At 43.1% G+C, this 23038-nt stretch carries 22 protein-coding genes; 4 read left to right on the top strand and 18 right to left on the bottom strand.

Annotated features, from left to right (window positions below; genetic code table 11):
* The coding region (locus ACTXGO_RS01930) for a YadA C-terminal domain-containing protein (RefSeq protein WP_443573246.1) at window positions 1–2244 on the top strand (2244 nt) is incomplete at its 5' end.
* 190 nt (window positions 2245–2434) lie between these two features.
* Here ACTXGO_RS01930 and ACTXGO_RS01925 read toward each other — a convergent pair.
* Window positions 2435–2680 (bottom strand): hypothetical protein, encoded by a 246-nt coding sequence (locus ACTXGO_RS01925; protein WP_317199380.1) that lies wholly within the window; start codon window positions 2678–2680, stop codon window positions 2435–2437.
* 678 nt (window positions 2681–3358) lie between these two features.
* A complete protein-coding gene (locus ACTXGO_RS01920; protein ID WP_435950914.1) occupies window positions 3359–4540 on the bottom strand; it encodes an acyl-CoA dehydrogenase family protein in 1182 nt (393 codons plus the stop codon).
* A 424-nt stretch (window positions 4541–4964) separates the two neighbouring features.
* Between ACTXGO_RS01920 and ACTXGO_RS01915 the strand changes: the two genes are divergently transcribed.
* Window positions 4965–5294: a DHCW motif cupin fold protein gene (locus tag ACTXGO_RS01915; protein ID WP_435950915.1), complete on the top strand. Its 330-nt coding sequence runs from the start codon at window positions 4965–4967 to the stop codon at window positions 5292–5294.
* A gap of 20 nt (window positions 5295–5314) precedes the next feature.
* Here ACTXGO_RS01915 and ACTXGO_RS01910 read toward each other — a convergent pair whose 3' ends face one another.
* The 4 genes from ACTXGO_RS01910 to ACTXGO_RS01895 all read right to left on the bottom strand — a co-directional run bounded on the left by ACTXGO_RS01910 (window position 5315) and on the right by ACTXGO_RS01895 (window position 8446).
* Window positions 5315–5854, bottom strand: coding sequence for a peroxiredoxin-like family protein (locus tag ACTXGO_RS01910; RefSeq protein ID WP_443543113.1), 540 nt, complete (start codon window positions 5852–5854; stop codon window positions 5315–5317).
* A gap of 73 nt (window positions 5855–5927) precedes the next feature.
* Complete coding sequence (locus ACTXGO_RS01905; protein ID WP_443543111.1) at window positions 5928–6353, bottom strand: DUF6789 family protein; 426 nt, start codon at window positions 6351–6353, stop codon at window positions 5928–5930.
* Between the two features lie 29 nt (window positions 6354–6382).
* Window positions 6383–7078 carry a haloacid dehalogenase type II gene (locus tag ACTXGO_RS01900; protein ID WP_435950918.1) on the bottom strand — a complete coding sequence of 232 codons (696 nt, stop codon included), beginning with the start codon at window positions 7076–7078 and terminating at the stop codon, window positions 6383–6385.
* Between the two features lie 162 nt (window positions 7079–7240).
* Window positions 7241–8446 (bottom strand): patatin-like phospholipase family protein, encoded by a 1206-nt coding sequence (locus ACTXGO_RS01895; protein ID WP_443543109.1) that lies wholly within the window; start codon window positions 8444–8446, stop codon window positions 7241–7243.
* A gap of 519 nt (window positions 8447–8965) precedes the next feature.
* Between ACTXGO_RS01895 and ACTXGO_RS01890 the strand changes: the two genes are divergently transcribed.
* On the top strand, window positions 8966–9574 hold the full coding sequence (locus tag ACTXGO_RS01890; protein ID WP_435950920.1) for a TetR/AcrR family transcriptional regulator: 609 nt from the start codon (window positions 8966–8968) through the stop codon (window positions 9572–9574).
* A gap of 152 nt (window positions 9575–9726) precedes the next feature.
* Here the strand turns inward: ACTXGO_RS01890 and ACTXGO_RS01885 are convergent, their stop codons facing one another.
* The 12 genes from ACTXGO_RS01885 to otsB form a co-directional block, all read right to left on the bottom strand.
* Window positions 9727–10395 (bottom strand): DsbA family oxidoreductase, encoded by a 669-nt coding sequence (locus tag ACTXGO_RS01885; protein WP_435950921.1) that lies wholly within the window; start codon window positions 10393–10395, stop codon window positions 9727–9729.
* 134 nt (window positions 10396–10529) lie between these two features.
* On the bottom strand, window positions 10530–11084 hold the full coding sequence (locus ACTXGO_RS01880) for a carboxymuconolactone decarboxylase family protein (protein WP_443543107.1): 555 nt from the start codon (window positions 11082–11084) through the stop codon (window positions 10530–10532).
* Between the two features lie 297 nt (window positions 11085–11381).
* Window positions 11382–12008: a CDP-alcohol phosphatidyltransferase family protein gene (locus ACTXGO_RS01875; RefSeq protein ID WP_435950923.1), complete on the bottom strand. Its 627-nt coding sequence runs from the start codon at window positions 12006–12008 to the stop codon at window positions 11382–11384.
* A gap of 52 nt (window positions 12009–12060) precedes the next feature.
* Entirely contained in the window at window positions 12061–12705 is a 645-nt protein-coding gene (locus ACTXGO_RS01870) for an ATP-binding cassette domain-containing protein (RefSeq protein ID WP_435950924.1), read from the bottom strand.
* Between the two features lie 53 nt (window positions 12706–12758).
* Window positions 12759–14561: an ABC transporter permease gene (locus ACTXGO_RS01865; protein ID WP_443543104.1), complete on the bottom strand. Its 1803-nt coding sequence runs from the start codon at window positions 14559–14561 to the stop codon at window positions 12759–12761.
* Complete coding sequence (locus ACTXGO_RS01860) at window positions 14558–15856, bottom strand: ABC transporter substrate-binding protein (protein WP_435950926.1); 1299 nt, start codon at window positions 15854–15856, stop codon at window positions 14558–14560. Before ACTXGO_RS01860 ends, ACTXGO_RS01865 begins: the two co-directional genes overlap by 4 nt.
* A gap of 301 nt (window positions 15857–16157) precedes the next feature.
* A complete protein-coding gene (locus ACTXGO_RS01855) occupies window positions 16158–16832 on the bottom strand; it encodes a glycosyltransferase family 2 protein (RefSeq protein WP_435951030.1) in 675 nt (224 codons plus the stop codon).
* 53 nt (window positions 16833–16885) lie between these two features.
* Window positions 16886–17656 (bottom strand): class I SAM-dependent methyltransferase, encoded by a 771-nt coding sequence (locus tag ACTXGO_RS01850; protein ID WP_435950927.1) that lies wholly within the window; start codon window positions 17654–17656, stop codon window positions 16886–16888.
* Window positions 17640–18473: a PIG-L deacetylase family protein gene (locus ACTXGO_RS01845; RefSeq protein ID WP_435950928.1), complete on the bottom strand. Its 834-nt coding sequence runs from the start codon at window positions 18471–18473 to the stop codon at window positions 17640–17642. The genes ACTXGO_RS01850 and ACTXGO_RS01845 overlap by 17 nt, the downstream gene beginning before the upstream one ends.
* A complete protein-coding gene (locus ACTXGO_RS01840) occupies window positions 18461–19594 on the bottom strand; it encodes an acyl-CoA dehydrogenase family protein (protein ID WP_443573245.1) in 1134 nt (377 codons plus the stop codon). Before ACTXGO_RS01840 ends, ACTXGO_RS01845 begins: the two co-directional genes overlap by 13 nt.
* A gap of 13 nt (window positions 19595–19607) precedes the next feature.
* Window positions 19608–21227 carry an alpha,alpha-trehalose-phosphate synthase (UDP-forming) gene (locus tag ACTXGO_RS01835; protein ID WP_443543099.1) on the bottom strand — a complete coding sequence of 540 codons (1620 nt, stop codon included), beginning with the start codon at window positions 21225–21227 and terminating at the stop codon, window positions 19608–19610.
* On the bottom strand, window positions 21224–22108 hold the full coding sequence (gene otsB / locus ACTXGO_RS01830; RefSeq protein ID WP_435950931.1) for a trehalose-phosphatase: 885 nt from the start codon (window positions 22106–22108) through the stop codon (window positions 21224–21226). The genes ACTXGO_RS01835 and otsB overlap by 4 nt, the downstream gene beginning before the upstream one ends.
* A gap of 520 nt (window positions 22109–22628) precedes the next feature.
* Here otsB and ACTXGO_RS01825 point away from each other — a divergent pair.
* A complete protein-coding gene (locus tag ACTXGO_RS01825) occupies window positions 22629–23003 on the top strand; it encodes an acyl-CoA dehydrogenase family protein (protein ID WP_443573244.1) in 375 nt (124 codons plus the stop codon).
* The last annotated feature ends 35 nt before the right edge of the window (window positions 23004–23038 follow it).

Raw genomic sequence — 23038 nt, 5'->3', positions numbered from 1 at the left:
GAGATTAAGCTAAACACAGACAATAACCTAACCACGACGCTATTGTCTACCAATGACGGTATCGAGCTTGGATTGGCGGATGTCATCACTGTCGGCAGTGATATGCCAGTAATGATTGACGGTACAAACGGCACAGTCTCAGGTTTAAGTAACACAACCTTTGATGCTAATCAAACCTATACTGGTGGTTTGGCAGCAACCCAAGAGCAGCTGTTAGAAGTTAACAATAGCATCAATCAAACCGTTGATAGAGGTCTTGATTTTACAGGCGACAATACACTCGTTACTGTCACTCGTAAAATGGGTGAAAAACTTACTATCAAAGGTGGAGAGGTTGATGCTGATAGACTTGCCTCTGGTAATAACATCGGCGTCATCGCAAATGACACTGATAATTCACTAACAGTCAAGCTCGTCAAAGATCTAACTGATCTCAATAGTGCAAATTTTGGTAGTGGCGTAAGTATCTCAGCCAACGGTCTGAACAATGGTAGCAACAAAATAACCAACGTAGCAGATGGCTCAACGCCAAAAGATGCGGTGAATTTCGGTCAGCTGTCGGATACGAATACTAAAGTAGATATTAACACTACTGATATTGAAACCAATACTACAGATATTGGCGTCAATACGGGAAATATTGCTAAAGGAATTAGAATTGGTGATGGAGACAGCACTAACGATCAGCAATTTGCTTTAGGTGATACGATCAACGTTACAGGTGATAGTAATATCTTAACTACTGCCTCTGCTACAGGTGTTCAGATTCAGCTCAACAATCAGTTAGATTTAAGTGAAGATGGTAGCATACGAATTGGTAATAGCATTATGAATAATAGTGGATTTACCTTTGTTAGTAGTGATACCAACCGTACGGTTAGGCTCAGCAGTATGGGTCTAAATAACGGCGGTAACGTAATTAGCAATGTTGGTCGAGGGGTGGAGCTGACTGATGGAGTCAATTTAGGTCAACTACAAGAGGCAACATCAGCAATAAACACAGGATGGAGCTTAAGTGCCCAAAAAGATACGCCAACATCAGTTGTTAATAGTAATGTCGATATGAGTAATACCGACGGTAACATCAGCGTTACGCGAGTTGTTAACCCGTTGTCTAGAGCAATAGGCGATAACGACCTTAGCTTTGATCTCAATTCAGACATTGCAGTTGATACTTTAACTACAGGTCAAAGCCTTATGAGTGACGATGGCTTTAGTATCATAGACGGACCTAGCATGACCCGCGATGGTATCAATGCTGCTGATATGAAAGTAACCAATGTACAAAATGGTGAGGTTTCATCCAGCTCGCAAGATGCTATAAATGGTAGTCAGTTGTTTGCACAAGGCACTGGTATCAGTAGTATTATTGGTGGCAACACCGTCTACAATGCTGAAGACGGTAGCTTTACAAACACTAATATAGGTGGTACTGGTGAAAGTAGCATTGATGGTGCAATTGCTTCTATCAAGCAAGGCGAGATTGTCATTAATGAAAATATCGCAAATAATGCTACAAACATCGAAACCAATACAACCAATATCGCAAATAATACTAGCAATATTGCAACCAACACCACCAATATTGCTACTAATACAACCAACGTCGCAGCGAATAAAGATAAGCTTGATGCTGGTCTAAACTTCGGTGCTGATAACGGTGATGTTATTAACAAACCTGTTGGTGATGGTAGCGTACTTAGCTTTACTGGTAGTGAAAATATTACCACTACAACTGATGGCAGTAGTATCAAGTTCGATCTAAACGGTAATATCAGCGTTGATAGTATCGCTGCAGGTACTACAGTTATAAATAGCAGTGGCATATCAATGCAAGGCGGACCTAGTATGACAGGTCAAGGTTTAAATGCAGGTGATCAACGTCTTACTGGTGTAGCAGATGGCGTAGAAGCAACCGATGCGGTCAACTACAGTCAACTTAGCGCATTAGATAGTAGACTTAATAGCAACATGAACGACTTAGGTTACAAGATCGATGAAGTTGAAGATGACGCTAATGCAGGTATTTCAGCAGCAATGGCAATGTCTTCGCTACCTCAAGCGTACATTATCGGTAAGTCTATGGTAGGCGGTGGTATCGCAACCTACAATGGTGAAAGCGCAGTAGCTATCGGTGTCTCTAAGTTGTCAAACGACGGTCGCTGGGTTATAAAAGTCAACGGTACAGCAGATACCCAAGGTAATGTAGGCGGCGCTGTTGGTGCAGGTTTCCATTTTGACTAATGAGATAGTTTATCTATAAATGACTTAATCTAAAACAAGGCATCAGATGCCTTGTTTTTATTTTTTTAAAGAGCAATTATAATTTCGTCAAAAATATAAGAAATCATTAGAGTTAAGTTCTTAAATTCATTACCGTTGATCGGTAGAGGTCTTCACCATTTATAGTAAATGGTATTTATGTGAGCAAAATTTATAATCTTACTTCTTCTTTTGTGACTTCAATAATTTTGATGGGAACTGCAAAAAGCCATGTTATACCATCTATGCATGTAAACTGTCCATTTCGATAGGACACGATGTGCGTAGTAAAATTATTATTGGTATGATCTCTCATAGCTTGTGCGTCACTCGTATCATCTACAGCACACCATATCATATGATCGCCACGTCTGAGCATAGCACGGGTAAGAGCGCTGCCCGTCATTTGACCATCCATAATCATCTCCACTAAAATTTTTTGTACTAAAGTGAGCAACATAAGAATCTGGTAAAAGTATACTTTTGAGACTCTTACTTAGTAACAAAAATTGTTAGGTATATTATTTACAGATGTTGGCTAGCTGTCAATTAACAGTAACACTTGCACACAATTGCTAGATTAAAAACTTATATATCGAATCATGACAAACAAAATAGACTATTATAAATTTATAATAGTAGGACATGCGCAAATGAGTAAAATAAAGCTATACTTTACGTACTAAAAAACTTGAGTATACATCTTTGACATAAGGTAAAAGTTAGTTTTCTTAGTATCAAAAACAATTAGAACGTATTTGATACTCAACCATGACACTGCTGATAGCTACCAGTTTATCAAAGCTGTGTGCTAGTCATTATGTCAATCACAAGTAATGCTATTGCACAAGCTAGCTCATTTTATTTGAACAGTTACTTTGAGTGAAGCACTCTTAGCATCAGACCTGAGGGTGTATTGAGTGAAAGTACTGCTTTAATCGTCCGCAATACTATGCGCATAATAGAGAGACAGGACACTTTCTTGTCGTATTTAAGGTAAAAATAGACGTCTGAAAAACTTGACTTACTATTTTAACTATGAACTGCTAAAAAAATAGTCACTGTCAGTACTTATTTGTGAATTATTAAACACGCCCTAAATTCTAAACATAGCGGCAGTAGGTTTTAAACCAACGTAAGCCATACCTGCCTGAGCTTGCCAATGAGGTTGAATAATACCATGTTGCAAAATAGCGTGAATATCTCGATGGGCTCTTTCTATCCTATGCTTTTTATATAAAGAGACAGTACCTGCTACTGCATAGATCTCAGAGACCATAGAACGAGCCTCTGTAGCTGCTGCGCAAGATGCTGCCCAGACATCTGCAAGCTGCTTATCAGAAAAAGTATTTCTGTTTTGAGCCTCTATCCATAATGTTTCAACGCTATGGTGTAACTGTAAGCGTTTTGAGGCGAGTAGAGTTTTACTATTGGCTATTGCTGATTGTACTGTAGACCGATCACGTAAATCTGGGTTCTTACCTGGTGTCACTCTCTCCAAACACAGCTCTGTTAAGTCATCGGTTGCAGCTTTTAGAACCCCTAGTGCCATTGCGGCACAGCCAGCTGCATTGATGCAGCCAATAGGCAAGCGATTGTATGCGCTATCGATGACAACTGGACTATCAAAATCCACTGCATATTGAGGCTTTACAAAAGCGTCTTTTACGACGACATCGTGACTACCTGTACCGTTCAGACCACCAACATTCCATGTATCTATGATTTCGATGTCTTGTTTTGGAATAAAGAATAACTTTAATTTTGCACCAGGCCCAAGTGTTTTTGGTGACCCCTCTGATAGCACTAAGCATCGCAATACAAACCAATCAGCAAGCTCGCAACCAGATACGAGTGTCCATCGACCTGATACAAGATAACCATCTGAGAGCGTTTGCGCAGTGCCTTCAGGACGTGCAGAATTAGCATAGATATGGGTAGGGTCTTTGTAAACTTCTTCAAAACTCGTCTTATCCAAAAAACGCCCAAAAGTACAAGCTAAGTGATTATTCCAAACGATCCAAGCTGCAGAAGCCTCAGCACTTGCAAGATGCTCATATACTTTTAGAGTCTCTACGGGTGTATTCTCCCAGCCTCCTAAAGACTTTGAAAGACCCATTCGAAATAACTTCATCTTTGAAAGGCTTTCAACGACAGCTGGTGCAATTCTTCTAAGATATTCTGTTTCTTGTCTATGATTAAGAGCTAAGTCGTAGCAGTCTTGAACTGCATCAGATGGCAGTACATTTTCGATTTCAAACTCAAGTAAATCACTCATTTTATACACCTCTCATAATTATAATAGTGCTTTTGACTCTCCTAATACCTTACAAGGCATCTTTAAAGAATAACCAACATCAAGTAGGTATACAACTAATAATTGATATATATAAGAGTTTTAATATTTTCTAAACAATAATTTTGACTTTAATGAGGTATCTTAAAAATGAAATAAGGTGTTTGTGGAGAGAGGTAGATGATAAAATTGTTCTATTCGTTTGAATAAAATAGGCTAGCCAAGGCATCTTCAGTACCTAAGGTTTTTTCTTGGACGAGAACATAGATATGATTAGCTATCAGCAGTGCTTACTTATGAGTGTTCAATATGCTCTACTATGAAATATATTTTTTTAAATAATAAATAGAACCAAAGGACATGTTTTATAAGAACTATTAGTTTTTAATAATGAGGAATAAGACTTATGAAAATGGAAAAAATACCGTTTGGAATGACGGATTGGACGAATATAGAAGCTATAAAAATAAAAGGTGAGACTGGCGTTGGCTACTGGATAACGCTTGATTTTAATACTATTCAGGTGCACAAGGTTGAGTATTCACCCGGTTACTTAGCGGATCATTGGTGCTTTAAGGGTCATATATTGCTGTGCCTTGAAGGTGAGCTCAATACTGAGCTAAAAGATGGTCGAACCTTTACATTAACGCCAGGTATGACCTACCAAGTCGCCGATGATACGATAGCTCATCGTTCATCGACTACCACTGGCGCTAAACTGTTCATTGTTGATTAAGCGGTAATAGTAATTAAACTTTAACCATGCGTACCACGTATAGGGTAGTCATTTTCTCGAATAAAAGACAAACCGTTCGCAAGCATTTCAAGCTCAGGTCTAGCGAACGGCGCATTTGAGATATCAATGATTTGAATCTCGCCTTTAGCGTTAATCACGAATACTCCAGGCTCTGCAAAAGGATGATCGGTCTCTTTTTCTGAGCGCGGATCAGAGATATACAGCCCAAGCTCATTCATCTGCTCAACGGTTAAGCCATAAGCCATCGGGAAGTTGATATCCTCTAGCTCTTCTAAATGCTCTTGCAACTGCTGTTTGCTATCGCCTGATATCGCCAAGATATCCACGCCCGCATCAGCAAATGAGGATTTGACCGTTTCTAGCTGATTAAGATACTTGGTACAGATTGGGCAGTGCTTGCCGCGGTAGACAACGACTAATTTCCAGTCATGACCGTTTTCAGGTTTGCCTAAGGTTGTCATGTCGCCACCGAGCATTTGTACCTGCACGTCGGGGAATTGACTGCCAGCCTGAAGTTTTTGAGGGTTATTTGATTGCATAGTTCTATCCTTTGGTTTTTAAATTGAAGTGATTTAAATTGAGCTTTAAGATTTAGTAAATTAACGAGTGTTTTTAACGAATAAATTTGGCATAAGCTTTACCTAATACGACGCCAAAGATGAGATGGAGTACTAAGGTTGCGATAGGAATCATAATACCGCTTGGCATAGCCAAACCAAACAGGCCGTTACCCATCATAGGCATAATAGCAATCATCATCATAAGCCAACCAGCAGCGCCTATGAGTGCTCCTATTACCGTAAAATTTTTATTTCTATCCGTGCTGCCCACTATTGCCATTATCAGACCATATCCAATAGAACCCACCATAAAGTGAGCAATAAACGCCATTACTCGACTGTCACCAATCATTGAGGCGAGCATCGCTATGATATCCAAGTCAGGCATGAGACCCATCATGCTTTTTAGCAGTAGCAAAATAGTCATCACGATAGTGGCAATGAAGCCTGCAATAATTCCTGCGATATATTTATTCATGATAAACATTCCTTGTTCGGTTTTTGAGGTTAATCATTGCGATTTTCAATAATCTGATCGCTCAGCATAACCAGATCTGAGGCCATAAAGTGCGGTATGGGCACGTTGGATGCGGGTAGCATGGCATTATAAGGACGTTTGAGGAACGCGCCTTGATAGCCAGCCGCTTGCGCGCCAATCGTATCCCAAAGATGACAGGCGACAAGGCAAAGCTCTGATGTCTCAACCGATAATTCTGTGGCGACCATCTGGTACGTCTCAGGCGCAGGTTTGAACTTTGCGACTGCCTCAACGCTAAAAGAGCGCTCAAAGAAATCACCCAATCCTGCTTTTTCGAGTGGCGTAGGAGAAGCACTGCTCGCTGAGTTGGTCAAGGTCACCAGCCTAAATCCAGCATCACGTAATATGGTTAATGCGGGCACCGCATCAGGATGAGCGGGCATCTCGCTCATAAGCTGCTTAAACTTGTCAATATCATCATTCGTTAAAGTAACGCTATGAATATCAGCCGTCATCTGTAATGCACCAACACCAAGCTCACCAAAGGACGTATAAAGACCAGATAAGGTCAAGGTTTGCGAATAGAGCACCAATTGCGCGAACCATTCTCTCAGTACGCGCTCATCACCGAATAGACGAGTGAATAAAGGCGCAAGCGTTTCGATATCGAGCAGGGTTTCATTGACGTCAAATACGATGATAGAGGGTGATGGGGTAGAGGGCATAAAAGCTCCTTGTAGATCATAAAAGTAGTGTCAGGCACACAAATATAAATAAGAGTGACTATTACATTACCTTTAGTTGAGCGAACATTCAAGGTAAATTTGAGTGATTGCTCAAAATAGGCTGTCATTGTAGATAAAAATGAGAATCTAGCGAATATTAGATCACTGTAAGGCTTGTCGAAATTCTTGAAATTCTTTAGAGCGCTCCAGTAGGTTACCACTCAAAGCACGCAGATCATCAACCTGCTCTGGTTGCAAACGAAAGGTCGTGGGCATAGCATCGAACTTCGCACGCTCCGCTTTATCCTTAACCTGATCAAAGGTCAACACCGCAAAATGCACCTCAACCTGAGGGACGTCTGCTGAGCGCTGAGCGTTGACATGCTCGCCCCATTGCAAAAATTCGTCTTTAGCGGATGAAATAGTCTCGTTATTTAAAGTACCCAAAGCCACTTCGCTCGCCGCTGAAATAGTCTGAATGAAACTCGGATCCTTGCTCTGAACTGACCACTCATGTTCTGAGTAAGTTTGAGCATTGGCTACGACGACCAGTACTTGTTTGACCTGACGCAGCTTGTCAGGACTGAACGCGCCTGCCATGTTGGGGACATCGCCATACTGAGTGACAGGACTCATCATTGAGCCGCGTACGCCCAAGTTATCAGTGACCCCGCCATCTACTAGGCGCACCACTGGCATACGATCTGGTTGCGAGTATCGATCTAGTGCACGGGCTATAGCGTAGCTACGCGGTAAATGATCGTCTTGATTGAGAGCCACATTAACCCAAGGCTGAGAACGCTGAGGACAGTCGGCAAAATTGCGCAAGGCGATGGGTGCAAAAATGCCAGGCACAGAAGATGACGCCATCACCGCGTTGGCCACAGGATAGCTCGATAAATCCGAACACAAAAAATCAAATTGCTGCTGAGTGAACGAAAAGGTCATGGCATTATTTAGATCACTGGCATTGAGAATAACAAACGGTAATTTGCCGTGGCCCATGTCAGCGAAGCTCTTTTGCCGAAATAAACTCTCGTTTAAGTTATTGGCTACTAGATCGCCACGATTGTACTCAGAGCTACTCATCGCAATCAAGCTTTGTGGTCGTATCGCCAGTCTCATCAGTCGAGACTGCCAGTCTTCGTACAAGAACTCAGAGGCAAATCGCTCAAAGATTTCATCACCAAACAAGCCATAATAAGCGGCAGTGTAGCTACCACCTGATACCGAAGAGATAACATCTACCTCATCTAATAATCGGCGCTCCACGCCGTTAATCATCACAGGTGTGTCTCGTAGCTTTTCAAGCACACCATAACTGAACGCTGCTGCGCGTGTACCGCCACCAGAGAAGGCGAGAACCACAAAAACATCATCTGAGTTTTGCGGTAAGTTATTTTTAAAATTATAACTAGGGTTAACCGTTTCTATGATAGGTTCATTCCAGACCCGTGATGTACAGCTTGTCAGCAAAATGAATAGAGACACAAGGATGACTAATAACAATATAATGCGCAATCGAGAGGATACTAGTATGCTGGAGAGTGTTCGGAGCAGACTATTATCATGGGTAAGTAGGTTTTTACGCATGTAAATAGCCTCGAAGTGATAGAACGGTTATGTCATTAAACTATCGTTTGTCTCTATCAACCGAATTAAGAATGATAATTTTAATAGCAAGACATTATATTTCAAAGATTATTACGCACTTTGAGCGCATGCATTGCTCAAAAAAGACAAGTCGTAGCTAATAGCCTAAGCGTCGTTAATAAACTTTAACTGGACTGTTGTAGCGAGTCAAGATAAAATTGAGTAATCACTCAAATTATACCGCTGTGCTTACCGCATTATCTGTGGTCGCAGCTCCAAGATTCAGGATTTACTATGTCACGAACTACTTTATACAATCGTCACGAGGCGCTAGAACGCGCCATAGCCCTGTTCTGGCACAAAGGCTTTCATGCCACCTCCCTAAAAGACATCGAACAAGCTCTCGATATGCGTCCGGGTAGCATTTACGCCGCATTCGGTAGTAAAGACGGCTTGTTTCAAGAAGCGCTAGATTATTATGCGCAGTCCTCCTTAACGGAGCTTGAACGTATACTGGCCAATCATCAGTCGCCATTGATGGGATTGGCGGCTTTTATGCGCCAGCTTGGTGGTATCCGCGATAAAGACTTGCCTAGTCGAGCATGTATGCTGGTCAAAAGCTTGCTTGAGCTTGGTGCGCGTGAACAATTAGCTTTAGATAAGGTAGAAAAATTACTAGCGGGCATGGAGGCGCGTTTTGGCGAGTGTTTCGCTGAGGCGCAGCGTCTAGGCGAGATGGATGACACGCTTGATGCGACTAGGCTGGCGCGTCGATTACAGGCTGAGGTCATGGGTTTGCGTGCCTTTGCTCAGCGTGATGTCGAGAGTCAAGCGGTGCATGAGCTGGCAGAGGATATGGCATCATCAATAGAGAGCCTGCGTAATAATGAGCCTGTTCACTAAGCTTAGTCTTGATGCACGCGCTTTGTGAGTATTTAGCTAGAACCATAAGTATTAACGCTTATATCAATAAAAGCTATAAGGGCGACTTAATATTATAAGTCGCCCTTTTGGTTTTTGTGCTTTGTCCCTAGTGCTTATTATTGATTAGTGCATTATTTTGTCATATCTGACAACTGTTGCAAAATGCTCTTAAAGTTCTCGACCCCTTGAGCGCCGCTGACCAAGTGTTGTTGATCAAAAATAACAGAGGGTACACTTTGAATCCCTTTTTGACGCCAACTTTGCTGAGCACGGCGAACGTCTTCGGCAAAGCGCTGATCCGTTAATACCGTTAGCGCCTCATTACGATCTAAACCAATCTCGCTAGCGATATCTGCTAAGACGTCTTGGCTTGAGACTTCTCTAGCATGAGTAAAGTGAGCGGCGAACAACGCTTGCTTTAACTCATGCATGCGTCCTTGCAGATTGGCCCAGTGCAGAAGCTGATGCATATCAAAAGTGTTATAAGTGCGGCTGTCCTCCGTGAAGTTAAACTCAAAACCCACACTGCGACCTGCCTCAGTCATCCGAGCGCGGCTCGCATCAGACTCCTCTCGACTTGAGCCGTACTTGATAGCAATATGCTCATACAAATTGCGCCCCTCGCTTGGGGTATCAGGGTTTAGCTCAAACGGATGCCAGTGAATCTCATGTTCTATACCAGTCTGCTCGAGAGCTTTGACCAATTGTCCGTAGCCAATAGCGCACCAAGGGCAGACCACGTCAGATACGATATCTATGCGCAGTGGCCGCTCTGATGATAGCTGCTTGTTATCTTCCACATAACCTCGCGTTGATTATAGTTTATAGCTATTATTTTAACCAAAAAACTGCTGCTCGATGGTCCATCTAGCAACAGTTTTGACGACAATATTAAAAAATGTAGAGACTATCAAGCTGCTAATTATTAACAATATTACTGTGCTTTATGCCATTCAAATTTCTCAAACGGCTTATCTACTGGGGTATTGGCAAGATGATTGGTGTAGTTGCTCATCACCTTTTGCGCCGCGCCTAGTACCACTTCTAACACTTGGCGCTTGCTAAAGCCTGCATCCAAGAATGTTTGTACAGACGCATCATCGACATTACCACGATTGCGAACTACTGACAGAGTGAAGTCACGTAGCGCTTCTAATTTGTCTGTCGGTAGTGGCGTCTCGTCACGTAGCGCATTAGTGATAGCGTCATCAACTTTCATGCTTTTGGCAATGCCAGTATGAGCGGGCACGCAGTAATGACATGCATGTTCAACGTTGATAGTTTGCCACACCACAGTGGTCTCTTCATCATTAAAGCTGCTGTCCAAAAATAGCTGATGTAGACGCTGATAGCCTTCTAATAAGCCTGGTGCTTCAGCCATGACTGCATGTAGATTTGGAATCATGCCAAAGGCATTGATAGAGACATCGAGCAGCTCTTGGCTATCGGCAGGAGCTGTTTCTTTATTATGTAAAGTAAAATCAGTCATATAAGATCCTTATGAGTATTTAAGTTTATGGATATCTAAGTTCATGAATATTTAAGTTTTATTAATTTAAATAAATGAAGTCAGCGAATAGGCAATGCTATGAGTCGCTAACTGACCCTACTGTAAATCATTCTGAGCAATCACTCAAATATAAATTGAGCGATTGCTCAAATATTTGTAACGCCTGTTAACATTCAAGATACTTTATGATGGTGTATAAACGCTCAAAGAGTAGTGAATACTGATATTAAAGACTTTGAAGTAAGGATGATTACAGTATAAGTATTTATGCAAAAATCAGTGCTTGTCTTCTAAACGTCTTAAGGTCTGATAACCGCCATAAATACGAGTAACGATAGTCACCGCACAGGCCGCAGCAAAGAGGCTAGCAAGTAGTACAAAATGCTGTGGCCAAATACAAAAGGCGACAAATAGCGCTATGGTTTCAGTACCTTCGGTCAGACCATTTAGATAATAAAAGCTCTTGTACTTAAACTGCGGTTTATCCAATTGAAACTTTTCGGCTGCTACAGCAAAAGCTAAAAAGCTAGAGCCAGTGCCGATAAAGGCAGCCAGCAGTAATGCGCCTGCGATCGCGTTTTGTGTAGGATTAGCCAAGATGAAACCGAGTGGCACGGCGGCATAAAACAAAAAGTCGAGGGTGATATCTAAGTAGCCGCCAGCGCTTGAGCTCTTATTGGCATGGCGAGCAAGCGCGCCATCTAAACCATCAAAAATACGATTGAGTATAATAGCAATAAGCGCACCAAACCACAGCTGATAGGCAAGTAGGGGTAACACTAGCATACCGATGATAAAACCCGTCACCGTCAATTGATCAGCCTTGATGCCGCGCTTATATAGCGCGACGACTAAAGGATTCAGTATAGGGGTGATAACAGGAGTAATAAACTTATCTAGCATAGGTTGGCCTTTTTGTTATTGACGCCAAAAGTTCAAGTCTAGAAGCTATTGGTTAAAGGCTTAGCGTAATGACTTTACCACTCGCAGCTTTAGCATCGCTGTGGTCGTGAGTAACCATAATAGCGGGTAATTTATGGGTACGAATTTGATCAAATACCAATTGCTGAGTATCTGCTCGAAGCTGGGTGTCAAGCTTGCTAAAAGGCTCATCTAGCAATATGGCTTTGGGCTTACTCATTAGGGTACGCAGTAGGGCTACGCGAGCTTGCTGACCACCTGATAGATTATCAGGATGACGATTTGCCATGCCAGCTAAGCCGACTTGCTCGAGAGCGTGCTCTATCTTTGCTAAGCGCTGTTTTTTGCTGCTCTCTTTGTCATCTTTAGGCATCGCAAAAGCAATATTACCCGCTACCGATAAGTGTGAGAACAGCAGCGCATCTTGATAGAGAACACCAATTCGACGTAAGTGCGTCGGCAAATGACTGACGTTTTCGCCATTGAGCCAAATCTCGCCAGTAGCGTTAAAGCCGCTGGGCAAGGTGCCTGTCATCCAGTTCAACAAGCTTGATTTGCCACTACCAGAGGGCCCCATGATAGTTAGAATCTCGCCGCCCTTGATTTGCTCATTTAAGCTGACCAATAGCTCACTTTGACGATAGAGCTGTAAGTGTTTTATTTGTAGCGATGCTGACATAGAGAATCCTTTATTATCGTCTTACCTTTATTATGATTTTAGTAGTTACTCAGTTAACGTGCGCCACTTTTATAAAAATACTTGGGTAGTATCCAAGCTATTATAAAGCCAATTAGCGGTAAGACCATTTGCATAATGGCATAAACGGCACTGGTACGCCTGCTAGCGCCATTAGCTAGCGTTACCGCCTCAGTAGTAATAGTCGCAATACGTCCGCCGCCTGCCAGCAGCGTGGGTAGGTATTGCCCAAAACTGACCGCCAATCCCAAAGCGATAGCGATCATAATAGGCGCAAACAGCTGCGGTAGTTTGACTTGCAAAAACACTTTGGCAGGCGTAGCACCAAGGCTCGCTGCGACATTGACAAAGCGTACATCTAAACGCCTATAGCTGCTGGCAAGCGATAAAAATACATAGGGCAGCACGAACAATAAATGGGTAAAGGCGACATTAACAAAAGCCGCTTGATTATCGATTAACTGCTGTAACCAGACTAAACCAAACAAGAAAGCGATGCTAGGAACCAGGAGCGGTAAGTAGATAATGAAACTGGTAAAGGAGGAGAGGGGTCTATCACCTAATTGTTCAGATTCTAAGCATAACAAGGTGAGCATAATGGCAAATACAGTTGAGACTATGCCTATAGATAGGGTGTTGAATAGCGGCGTACTCATTTGCATAAAGGCGCTTTGATAATGCAATAGGACTAGCTGCTCTGGCAATACAGCAGGAAAGCGCCAATAGCCTGCGACTGACCACATCAATAGTCCTACAAGAGATAGAGCAATAAATCCTAGAATTAAAACTGTAAGTCCATAAGTGAGTTTTTGCCAAATGCTGTCGATATAACGGCGCTTACCATTGAGTAGTGAGCCTTTGCATAGCGCTTTAATGACTCGTTCACCGCCAAGCCATAGGGTGATCAAGCCACCAGTCAATAGCAATTGCAATATCGCACCTGCTGAGGCTTTTATACGTAAATTGAGATCCACATCATTGAACCATTGCATGATGGTAACCGCTAGAGTGGACGGCGTATTGGGTCCCAAAATAAGGGGCATCTCGACACTGGCGCTGGCATAGGCGAGTACCGCCAAGATAGGTAAGCGCAATAGAGGATAAAGGAGCGGAAAAACCGCTTTAAAAAAAGCTGTAACTGGATAATAGCCCAAATTTAGCGCCACTTTATACTGCTCATGTAACTTCTTACCCAGCTCAGGCTGCGCTAAAGCGCCAAGCGCCATCAGTAATAAAAACGGCAGCTCTTTTAGCACCAGTCCCAAAATGATACTAATGCCATAAGGATCGTGCGGTAGTATTCCTTGCGGCGCAAGCTCCCAACCGCTCAGCCATGGCGATACTAATCGCGCAATCATGCCTGAGGGCGCAATCAAAAACCCAATGGCGATCGCAGCCGCCGCATGTGGAATGACCAAGATTGGACTAAGCAAGCGCTCGATACGGGTCAGCCATACACTATTAAAAAACGCAGCTAGTATCATCAGAGCTATGATAAAAGCGAGCAGGGTACTGACAAGGCCCGTGGCAACACTCAACGCTACCATCTGCCCCAGACCGGGGGTTTGCCATAGTGCTTCAAACCCTTGTAAATTAAAGCTCGTTTGACCGATAGCAGGTACCCACCCAAAGGCCGGCAAAAGTACGCTGACAAGGCCACCTAGTACAGGGAATAGCAGTAAAAGCAGTAAAAATTTGGGGCTAAGGGTCACTAAGCGCGTAAACAGATCACCGTTGTAATGGGTAGTCATACTAGTGTTACCAGTATTAGAGTTCTGAGAACCTGAATTTTTAGCTAGTTCAAGTTTTTCATCTTTGTCATCAAAGAACTGACTCATTCGCTGACTCCATAGCGAGCTTGCCAGCCTTCAACAATAGCATCTACCCAACTTGGATGAGGTTCGCTAACGGTGCGTTTTATCGCGTCAAAGGGCAGTGCGCTTGGATGGGGCTTAGTCGTTGTAAATAGCGCTTGCTGCTCTGTGCCCAGGGTCGCAGGTACCAAGACCGTTTTGTCACCCCAAACGCTGGGATTTTGTTTATGAGCTTGCGCTTCAGGACTAAGTAAAAAGTTGGCGACCAATTGCGCCGCTTTCGGATGGCTAGCATTATAAGGAATTGCGACAAAATGCGTATTGCTCAAGCTGCCATCACTCATCGCATAGCTACGGATGCTCGGCGGCAAGTCATAACGCCGAACAGCGGCTGGGACTTCAGGACCTGAAAAAGTAAAGGCTAAGCTCAGCTCAGTATCATCAACCAAGCGACGCATTTGCGCGCCGCTTTGCAAGAATTGTTCGCCGTTACGCCAAAGGGTTGGATGCATCTCATCCAAGAACTCCCAAAGCGGAGCAAGCACGATTTCCTTGTTTTGCGCGCTGACAGGCTGATTTAACTCAGCTCTGATATCGGTGCCTGTCTTGGCATCGTTCTGCTCATGTATTATTACTAAAGCATACTTCAAAAAGCTGATACCCAAAAAGTCAGGTGGCTTGGGATAACCAAAGCGTCCAGGGTTTTGCTGTGTCCAGTTGGCAAGCTCATTCAAGGTTGTCGGCGGCTTCTTTACCGCTAAGCTATCATAATAAAAGGTCAGCGATGCCTGTCCCCATGGCGACTCCATACCCTCGGTAGGAATACCAAAATCAAGAGTCACGGCTGGATTATTGTTGGGATCGGTAAGAGTAAAGTTAGGTAGGCTATCTGCCCAGTCCTTTAATAGTAATGAGTTCTCGCTCATAGTGGCAAAATTAGCGCCATTGATCCAAATCAAGTCGACGCTACCTCGATCATTGTTGTTAGCAGATTTCTCAGCGAGTACGCGGCTGACGGCTTCACTGGTGTCACTTAATTTGACATGGACCAGATTGATATTATATTTATCATCAACCGTTTTAGCCGCCCACTGAACATAAGCATTAATCTGTGGATCGCCGCCCCAAGCGTGGAAGTAGACGTCTTGATTTTCACCCGCTTTTTGTACTTGTTGCCAATGGGGTTGATTGTCGTTACTTAATACTGCGATAGTCGATGCAGTACTAGCAGAGATACTCGCACAAACCCCAACTGCTATAGCGTAGCTGCTATAGCGAATCGTGTTTTGGATGGCGGGCAAGTATCTAGTCATGCGCATGAAATAATAACCTTTGATGCTAAATATGAGGTCGGACAAAGTATTTTTATTGAAGACTCTTTATGAGAGCATATGATCGTTGTTGAGTGATTACTCAAAATATTATATAGAGGATATAAAACCAAAGCCAGTATTTATACAAAGGTGAAGCGCTCTTTTGAATGGTTATGATAAACAGGCGCAAGCTTAGAGTTTAGAAAAGGTGAGTTTTTGATTAAGCATTGAGACAATAAAGGACATGGGATAGGTACACACTAAAACATAGTTATAGTAGACAGGTAAAAGCATGACACTGACGTAATTATTTTCTATTGGTGCTTTCTATATTGGCTAAAAATGCAGCAAACCCTTCACTTGCTCGCGCTTGCAAGCGGCTACTGGTAGTGACGCGGACACGATTACTCCAAGTAATAGCGTAACCTTTGGACTCGAACTTTTTGACCAAATCCACATCCTCATGGCATTTAAGGGGTGCAAAACCACCGACCTCGTTATACGCCTGACTACTAAAGCTTAAGTTTGCACCATGAATATGACGGTGATTCATTTTATCTTGATAATGGGCCATATACTTACTGCGCGTTTGCGGCATTAGGTGTGCCCAACTATCGACACTCACTACCCCGCAGATCATATCAGTCGGTTTATGGTTGATATGTGCAATTTGCTGCACCAGCCAATCTGTAGTCACTACTGAATCGGCATCGGTACAAGCGATCCAAGTGAACCCTTGCGTGATCGCATGGCGAATCCCTAAGTCCCGTACTTGCCCTACGCAGTGATAATCGCAGCTTAAATAGTCAACGCCAGCATTTTCGACTATCGCGCGCGTAGCATCCGTACAGCTATCGAGCATGACTACTATATATGTATCGATGGCTGCAGCTAATTGCTCGATTGAGCTTTGCACTGCGTTTAAGCAGTCGCTGATAGTCGCCGCTTCGTTATGCGCAGGAATGACGATAGCGATTTTTATATCCATCTGGTTATTATTATCATCCGCTTTATGATGGTGCTGATTATTATTAATCATATTAGATTTTCTTGCATCGCGACCGACTGCTCGGAGTACTGCCAAACATCTAACAAAAAATCACGATCTATGATCTGACTTTGATGCTCAAAGGCTAAGTGTTCTGCTTGATGGGTTGATGCATCAAACGCTTGCTGTAAGCGTTGATGTACGGTCTCGCCCGTCATAGCAAAACCCTCGATAACGTAGCGCCAATGACAACACAATAAAGTACCGCCTGTAGCTAGGTTTTGCTTTATCCATTTAATAACGCTATCGACATCAGCTGGCGATAAGTAATATAAAATTTCACTGATAATAATTGCATCAAAGGGGGGATGATAAGTGAGTGCATTGTCTGACAAAGCATCGTTTTCTAGAGTGAATAGCGCGCCAGGAATGATACCTTGTACCACCTTGACCCCAGACAAGTCTCTTAAACGCTGTCTGGCAAGTTGTACGGCTTTGGCATTACCATCTAGGCTTAAAAGCGACTGACAACGACGTGCAAGCAGCTCACTAAATACGCCATTACCGCAGCCCAATTCTATGGCATTGGTATACTTTGCTTGTGGCAATACCGCAAGGCACATGTCTCGTTTGCGCTTTTCATACCAGCGCGTCTGGTACTGCCAAGGGTCGCTGTTGTCAGTATACAGCACCTCAAAATACGTCTCTGAATACGCGTCAGATTGAGGACAATCCTTAGAAGCGCTTAAACTGTTATCGCTATTGACTAAAGTGTCGGCAGCATCCAGTGCCATAATAGATTTAGGATTGTGGCTCATGCAAATAAACCTCCCAAGGTTGGCTGATTCTAGCGATAGTTTGCGCGGATAAAATAGGCGGATTGCCTGTACTCTCATCAGTGGTGATTTGACTGGTAAAACAAGTAATAGCTTGCGATTTACGCTGTACCTGCTCAGCACTCAAATCTAGTCTTAGTGCACTGTGCCAAGGAATACGGTTATCGTCAGGCTGCGCCCAATGCCATGCCCAAATCAGGACTTGATAACAGGCTAAATGTTGGCGCTTAGCAAATGCTTGAATGACTTGTCCCGTCGCTTCATGATCAGGATGACCGTCGTGAATAAAAGGCGTCACCAAAATATCATTAGGCTGGATAATAGTCGCTAATTTTTTATTAAATAGTTCTTGCTCAGCGAATACGTTACCATCCGTCAAGTCCAAAGCGATAATGGATACTTGGTGCGCAATACCTAGCGCTTTTAAGGCGTTAATGCTCTCTTGCGGGCGAATAGTATTGAGCTGCTTTGGAGGATAAAGGGTTGAGTCTGGATGACTTTGGGTGCCATTGGTGACATGTACAAGGAGGATAGGGTTGCCATTAGCGGCTACGTGCTGGAGTAGTCCGCCGCAGCCTAGTATCTCGTCATCAGGGTGCGGAGCAAAGATACATACGCGCTTGTGCGCTGGGAGATGTGCTGTTATATCTAGCGGCGGCAGATGATGCAGTCCTGGCCAGTTTTGCCAAGCGTCTTGACTGGTACCATCGCCCTCAATTACGCGATCACCTACGATAGGATGGTTTTTTATATTATTTGCATTTGCCGTATCTGTTTGATCCTCTGCTATAGTTGCCATATGTTTTCTCGCATATGGGTTGAGTCATTTCTCAACTGGCTGACTGATTGAGCAGTGAGCTCGCCAATTTTTTGTAGATCAAAAGCGCCATGGCTTTGGCGTATAAATACAGGTAAGTCAGCGGCCACTCTTGCAAAATGTGCATTGCCGCAAAACGGTGCTGCACCTAGTGCCTGTCCGGCAGCATCCAATACTTGCCTTGCTACTTGCTCAGTATGTGCTCTGAGCTGACGAATAGCTAACTCATGACTGTGCTGCGGCTGCGTATCGATTAAGCGCGCGACGTGATAAAAGGATTGCTGAGTCGCTGCTAATATCATGCTGACTTGACCTAAATACATGGCCTTAAAATCGTTAGGCTTATGCTGATAAGCTTTGATTAAATAGTCTGCTAGACAGACTGTGGCACCATACCAACAAGCGGCAACTCCAGCGGCGCCATGCCAAAATCCTACTCTGTCTAAATACTCATTTGCTGCGCCAACTTGCTCAGCGGCTACGTTATCAAAATCTATCGTCGCTGTATCCGTAGCTTGCATACCAACCGCCTGCCAGCCACTAGTGTCAATAGCAATACCGTCTTGTTGCATATCGACGATCAGCAATTGCGAACGAGCGTCTTTGTCACGATAAGTCATCAGCCCATAATCAACAATGTGCGCCCCTGAGCACCAAGCTTTAGTGCCATTAACAGTGCCATGAACTTGGCCTTGCTGGTTAGTATCGTCCGGATTAAAGGATAAAGGGTGACCCTCTGCTGCCCAAACTGCAAGCAAGCCTTTTACAGGTTTTGCGTAGCCAATTTCATAGAAGATACTCAGCGCATCTAAGTGTGATTCAAACCATTTAGCAAGGGTTAGATCAACACTTGCGACATAAGCGAGGATTTGCCAACGCTCAAGGGTGCTTGCATCTTGTCCATTGCCATCACTAGTGGCGTTACCAGGATGCGGTACGCTTTGACTGTACTTAATTAAAATGTCTAATATATCGTAGCGTCGTTCATCGGTGATACTAAGCGTATTTAGCACTTGCTGATCAGCGACTAGCCTTTTTTCTATATCGCCTTTGATACTCTCTAATAAAGTATTTTGCCGTAATGGGACTTCTATATTAGCCATAACATTCTCCAAATTACTCTTGTAAATCAAACTTATGAGTAGCTCTTGGTAACGTGTTTTTTGCTTGATCAGACCTAATAGTATATAGGTCCGCCAAAAAGTCTTGTTGCCAGGCATTAATATCATAGTTGCGTAAGCCCGCTAGTAGCGTCTGATGCCGCTCTTTTCGCTCCGAAAGTGGCATCGTTAAGGCCGTTTTTAAACCCTCTATGATACTTACGGGTTGATGCGGATCAATGATCACTGCTGCTTGCATGTGTTCGGCGGCACCTGCATATTTTGAGAGTAGTAGCACGCCAGGATCATCAAGATTTTGCGCGGCGATATATTCTTTGGCTACAAGGTTCATACCGTCCTTAAGCGAGTTCACCCAGCCCACATTACTATGCCAAAATGCTTGCATCAGCGTCTCATGATCAAGCACTTTTTCGCTGTAATGAACCGCCTGCCAGTTATGTTGTGAAGTACAGTTACGAGATGTATTTTGTGAGTGATATGTGTGACAGCTAGAAGTTGCAAATTGCTGATTGATATCATCAACGACTTGCTTAACCTGAGTATAAAGCTGCTGGTAAACGGGTAAGTCCAAGCGGCTCGGACAGGCAATTTGTAGTAGTTCAAGCTGATGTTGATAGGCAGGATATGTCTTGAGAAATTTATGATATGCCCAAAACCGCTGTAACAAACCTTTTGAATAATCAATTCTATCGACTGCTATGATTTGCTGTGCTACTGACTGAGTAGTACTGTCTTTTGATCTGTGTGTCAAATTTTTGGATGATAGATGACTTACTTGTGTTTGAATTTTATCGACATTGATGCCTATAGGGTAGGTGTGGATGGTCAAATGGTGCGATGTAGGGTAGCCCAAATCAAATTGTACATGGGTTTTATCTGATTTTATAGACTCTACATCATTCAACAATGGATATATCGTTTGAGTGTTTAGATCGTTAGATAAATAGTAGCTTAAGACGTCTATACAGTTGATCTTATCTTGCACAGTTTGCATACCAATGACGTCGTAATGGGCAAGATGCGTTATAAGTTCAGCACTTTTGTCTATCTTTTTCCAAAACGCTAATAGCGCAAACGGAATGTGCAAAAAAAAGCCAATACGGTTGTTGATACCTAGCTTTCGGCAATAATACGCCACGCTCAAAAAGTGATAATCATGTACCCAAATGACATCGTCAGGCTCAATGATTTGACTTAATTGACGCGCAAATAAGCGGTTTACCGCCTGATAGCCGGCATAATCATCCATAGCTTCATTAACTAATTCTGGGCGCTCATGTAGCATGAACCACAGCACACTATTAGCAAAACCGCAGTAGAAATGCTGATACTGCCTGCGCGTAAGTGCTGTCGTCATGTAGGTAACGTCTTTATGCGCTTGCTGCTTACAAGAACGTGTATCAGTTTGTGTATTGGTCTGCGAAAAAAAGCTGTGTTTGCGGCTATTAAACTGGTTACTATTATCAGCAAAAGTTTCGACCACTTCGCCATTCCATCCCATCCAAATCACCGAACTGCCGACCAATATATCGTCCAATGCTACGGCAAGCCCGCCCGCCGCCTGAGCATCATCAGGCATTTTCACCCGATTTGATAAGACGATCAGACGGCTCACAATGATGGTCCTAAATATTTAGGCGAATCAAGTAGAGAAGATTCTGTCAAGTGACGAGGTAGTGAGGCTTGCTTTTGACAAAAAGCAAAAAAGCGATGTAGTAGGGTGACTACTTCATCTGTGTCATTCACATAGTAATGTGCAGAAGTCGGCTCAGTACCGACTTTGATACCCATACCTGCTTTGTAATCGCCCTGTATCGCCTCAAATCCTGCTTCGTCAGTGCTGTCATCACCAATAAATATAGGACAAAGTGTCTTATCCGTCTGCATTGATTGTAGCAAAGTCAAAATCGCCGTGCCTTTATTCGCGTCTTGTGACACTAGCTCCCAAACATATTTACCAGATTTTATGACCCAATTAGGGTAAGGTTTTGCGACTTGAGTGATCAGGCTATACGCAACCTCTGCTAAAGCTGGATACTCACGGAAATGTAAGGCGATAGAGTAGGGTTTATCTTCTATACGGACTTTAGGATAAAACTGGCAGGCCTGTAGAAGTGCCTGTTTGATAACGCTAAGCTCTTTGATATCTATCTGCTTGATATGAGTCATATCGTCTGTCTGACCCGTTGAGTGCTTATTGGTAAAGATCTCAAGACCGTGGGTGGCGGCGATAGGTAAGACCAAAGGGAAGAGCATTGTCCTTGCGTTATCCAAACTACGCCCAGTGACAACCGCAATATCGACGCCTAAGTCTTGTATTTGTTGCAATATATTAAGAGTCGTACTAGGAATGAAGCTATTTTTTGGGTCAAGAGTAAAAGTAGCTAGCGTGCCATCGATATCCAAAAACAAACAGTATTGATTCTGATAGGACAGATACTCAGCGAACGTATCAGGCGCCAAGTATATAGGCGTGGACTTGCTAGATAAGGTCATGCTTTTTCCTTTAATAGGACAGGGTTAGGACCTATTTGAATAAGGGGTTAAAAACGAGAAGTTTATCAACCATTAATGCTCAGAAACCATTGATAACTAAGGCAAACCTTATAGTAAGTTTGCCATAATACAATGGCAAAAAAACCAATAGTTGTGTAGATTTTTTTAGTATTCGTCTTTATCGCTACTGTAAAAACATCTGGTTTGCTTTTACTTACCTCATGACTTTTAGCAAACATTAAACCTATAATTTCTAGCTTAAGTGTTGTGTTAGTGATTTATCGAAAATCTCATATCTCTAAAAATTAGAAAAAGTAATATTAATTACTATTATATTGAATCCGATTGCATCGCTACTTTTATTGTCTTAGTATAACTGCCACACTCCAACGATATTTAATATCAGATAATGGTTTGCAGAGGTAATAAATATTACCATTAGTGCTAAATATTCTATTCGACATCTACAATATCAAAACAAATTAATTATTACTACCCAAAATCGTCAAGGAATAATTCCATGAGTATCGAAAACCTAGCGCCAGACTGGATGACTCAAGAGCGCAAAATGATTTATGAGAGTGCGCTCAAAATGTTCAAAGGTTGGGAGCCAAAAGACGAGCAGTGGCGCAAAAATGGCATGATCGATCGCGAGGCTTGGGAAGAGGCTGGCGAGAACGGTTTTTTGTGTGCCTCAATGCCTGAAGAGTATGGCGGCGGTGGCGGTGATTTTCGTGATGAAGTCGCTATCATTTATGCTCAAGCAGAATCCAATCAGTCAGGATTTGGCGGTATCGTGCATTCAGGAATCGTCGCGCCTTACATTTTGCATCATGCAACAAAAGAGCAAAAGCAAAAATGGCAAGTGGCGAATACATCGCGGCTATCGCTATGACGGAACCGGGCACAGGCTCAGATTTGCAAGCGCTA

This window comes from Psychrobacter sp. T6-1 (assembly GCF_052258445.1).
This window is presented reverse-complemented; position numbering and strand designations above follow the sequence as displayed.

Bases quoted from the DNA above. Each gene is read 5' to 3' on its own strand.
- otsB (WP_435950931.1), bottom strand. From the start codon at position 22,108: ATGACCTTATCTAGCAAGTCCACGCCTATATACTTGGCGCCTGATACG.
- ACTXGO_RS01920 (WP_435950914.1), bottom strand. From the start codon at position 4,540: ATGAGTGATTTACTTGAGTTTGAAATCGAAAATGTACTGCCATCTGAT.
- ACTXGO_RS01860 (WP_435950926.1), bottom strand. From the start codon at position 15,856: ATGCGCATGACTAGATACTTGCCCGCCATCCAAAACACGATTCGCTAT.
- ACTXGO_RS01825 (WP_443573244.1), top strand. From the start codon at position 22,629: ATGAGTATCGAAAACCTAGCGCCAGACTGGATGACTCAAGAGCGCAAA.
- ACTXGO_RS01845 (WP_435950928.1), bottom strand. From the start codon at position 18,473: ATGGCAACTATAGCAGAGGATCAAACAGATACGGCAAATGCAAATAAT.
- ACTXGO_RS01875 (WP_435950923.1), bottom strand. From the start codon at position 12,008: ATGCTAGATAAGTTTATTACTCCTGTTATCACCCCTATACTGAATCCT.
- ACTXGO_RS01890 (WP_435950920.1), top strand. From the start codon at position 8,966: ATGTCACGAACTACTTTATACAATCGTCACGAGGCGCTAGAACGCGCC.
- ACTXGO_RS01880 (WP_443543107.1), bottom strand. From the start codon at position 11,084: ATGACTGATTTTACTTTACATAATAAAGAAACAGCTCCTGCCGATAGC.
- ACTXGO_RS01905 (WP_443543111.1), bottom strand. From the start codon at position 6,353: ATGAATAAATATATCGCAGGAATTATTGCAGGCTTCATTGCCACTATC.
- ACTXGO_RS01850 (WP_435950927.1), bottom strand. From the start codon at position 17,656: ATGAGCCACAATCCTAAATCTATTATGGCACTGGATGCTGCCGACACT.
- ACTXGO_RS01865 (WP_443543104.1), bottom strand. From the start codon at position 14,561: ATGAGTCAGTTCTTTGATGACAAAGATGAAAAACTTGAACTAGCTAAA.
- ACTXGO_RS01840 (WP_443573245.1), bottom strand. From the start codon at position 19,594: ATGGCTAATATAGAAGTCCCATTACGGCAAAATACTTTATTAGAGAGT.
- ACTXGO_RS01870 (WP_435950924.1), bottom strand. From the start codon at position 12,705: ATGTCAGCATCGCTACAAATAAAACACTTACAGCTCTATCGTCAAAGT.
- ACTXGO_RS01910 (WP_443543113.1), bottom strand. From the start codon at position 5,854: ATGCAATCAAATAACCCTCAAAAACTTCAGGCTGGCAGTCAATTCCCC.
- ACTXGO_RS01900 (WP_435950918.1), bottom strand. From the start codon at position 7,078: ATGCCCTCTACCCCATCACCCTCTATCATCGTATTTGACGTCAATGAA.
- ACTXGO_RS01915 (WP_435950915.1), top strand. From the start codon at position 4,965: ATGAAAATGGAAAAAATACCGTTTGGAATGACGGATTGGACGAATATA.
- ACTXGO_RS01925 (WP_317199380.1), bottom strand. From the start codon at position 2,680: ATGGATGGTCAAATGACGGGCAGCGCTCTTACCCGTGCTATGCTCAGA.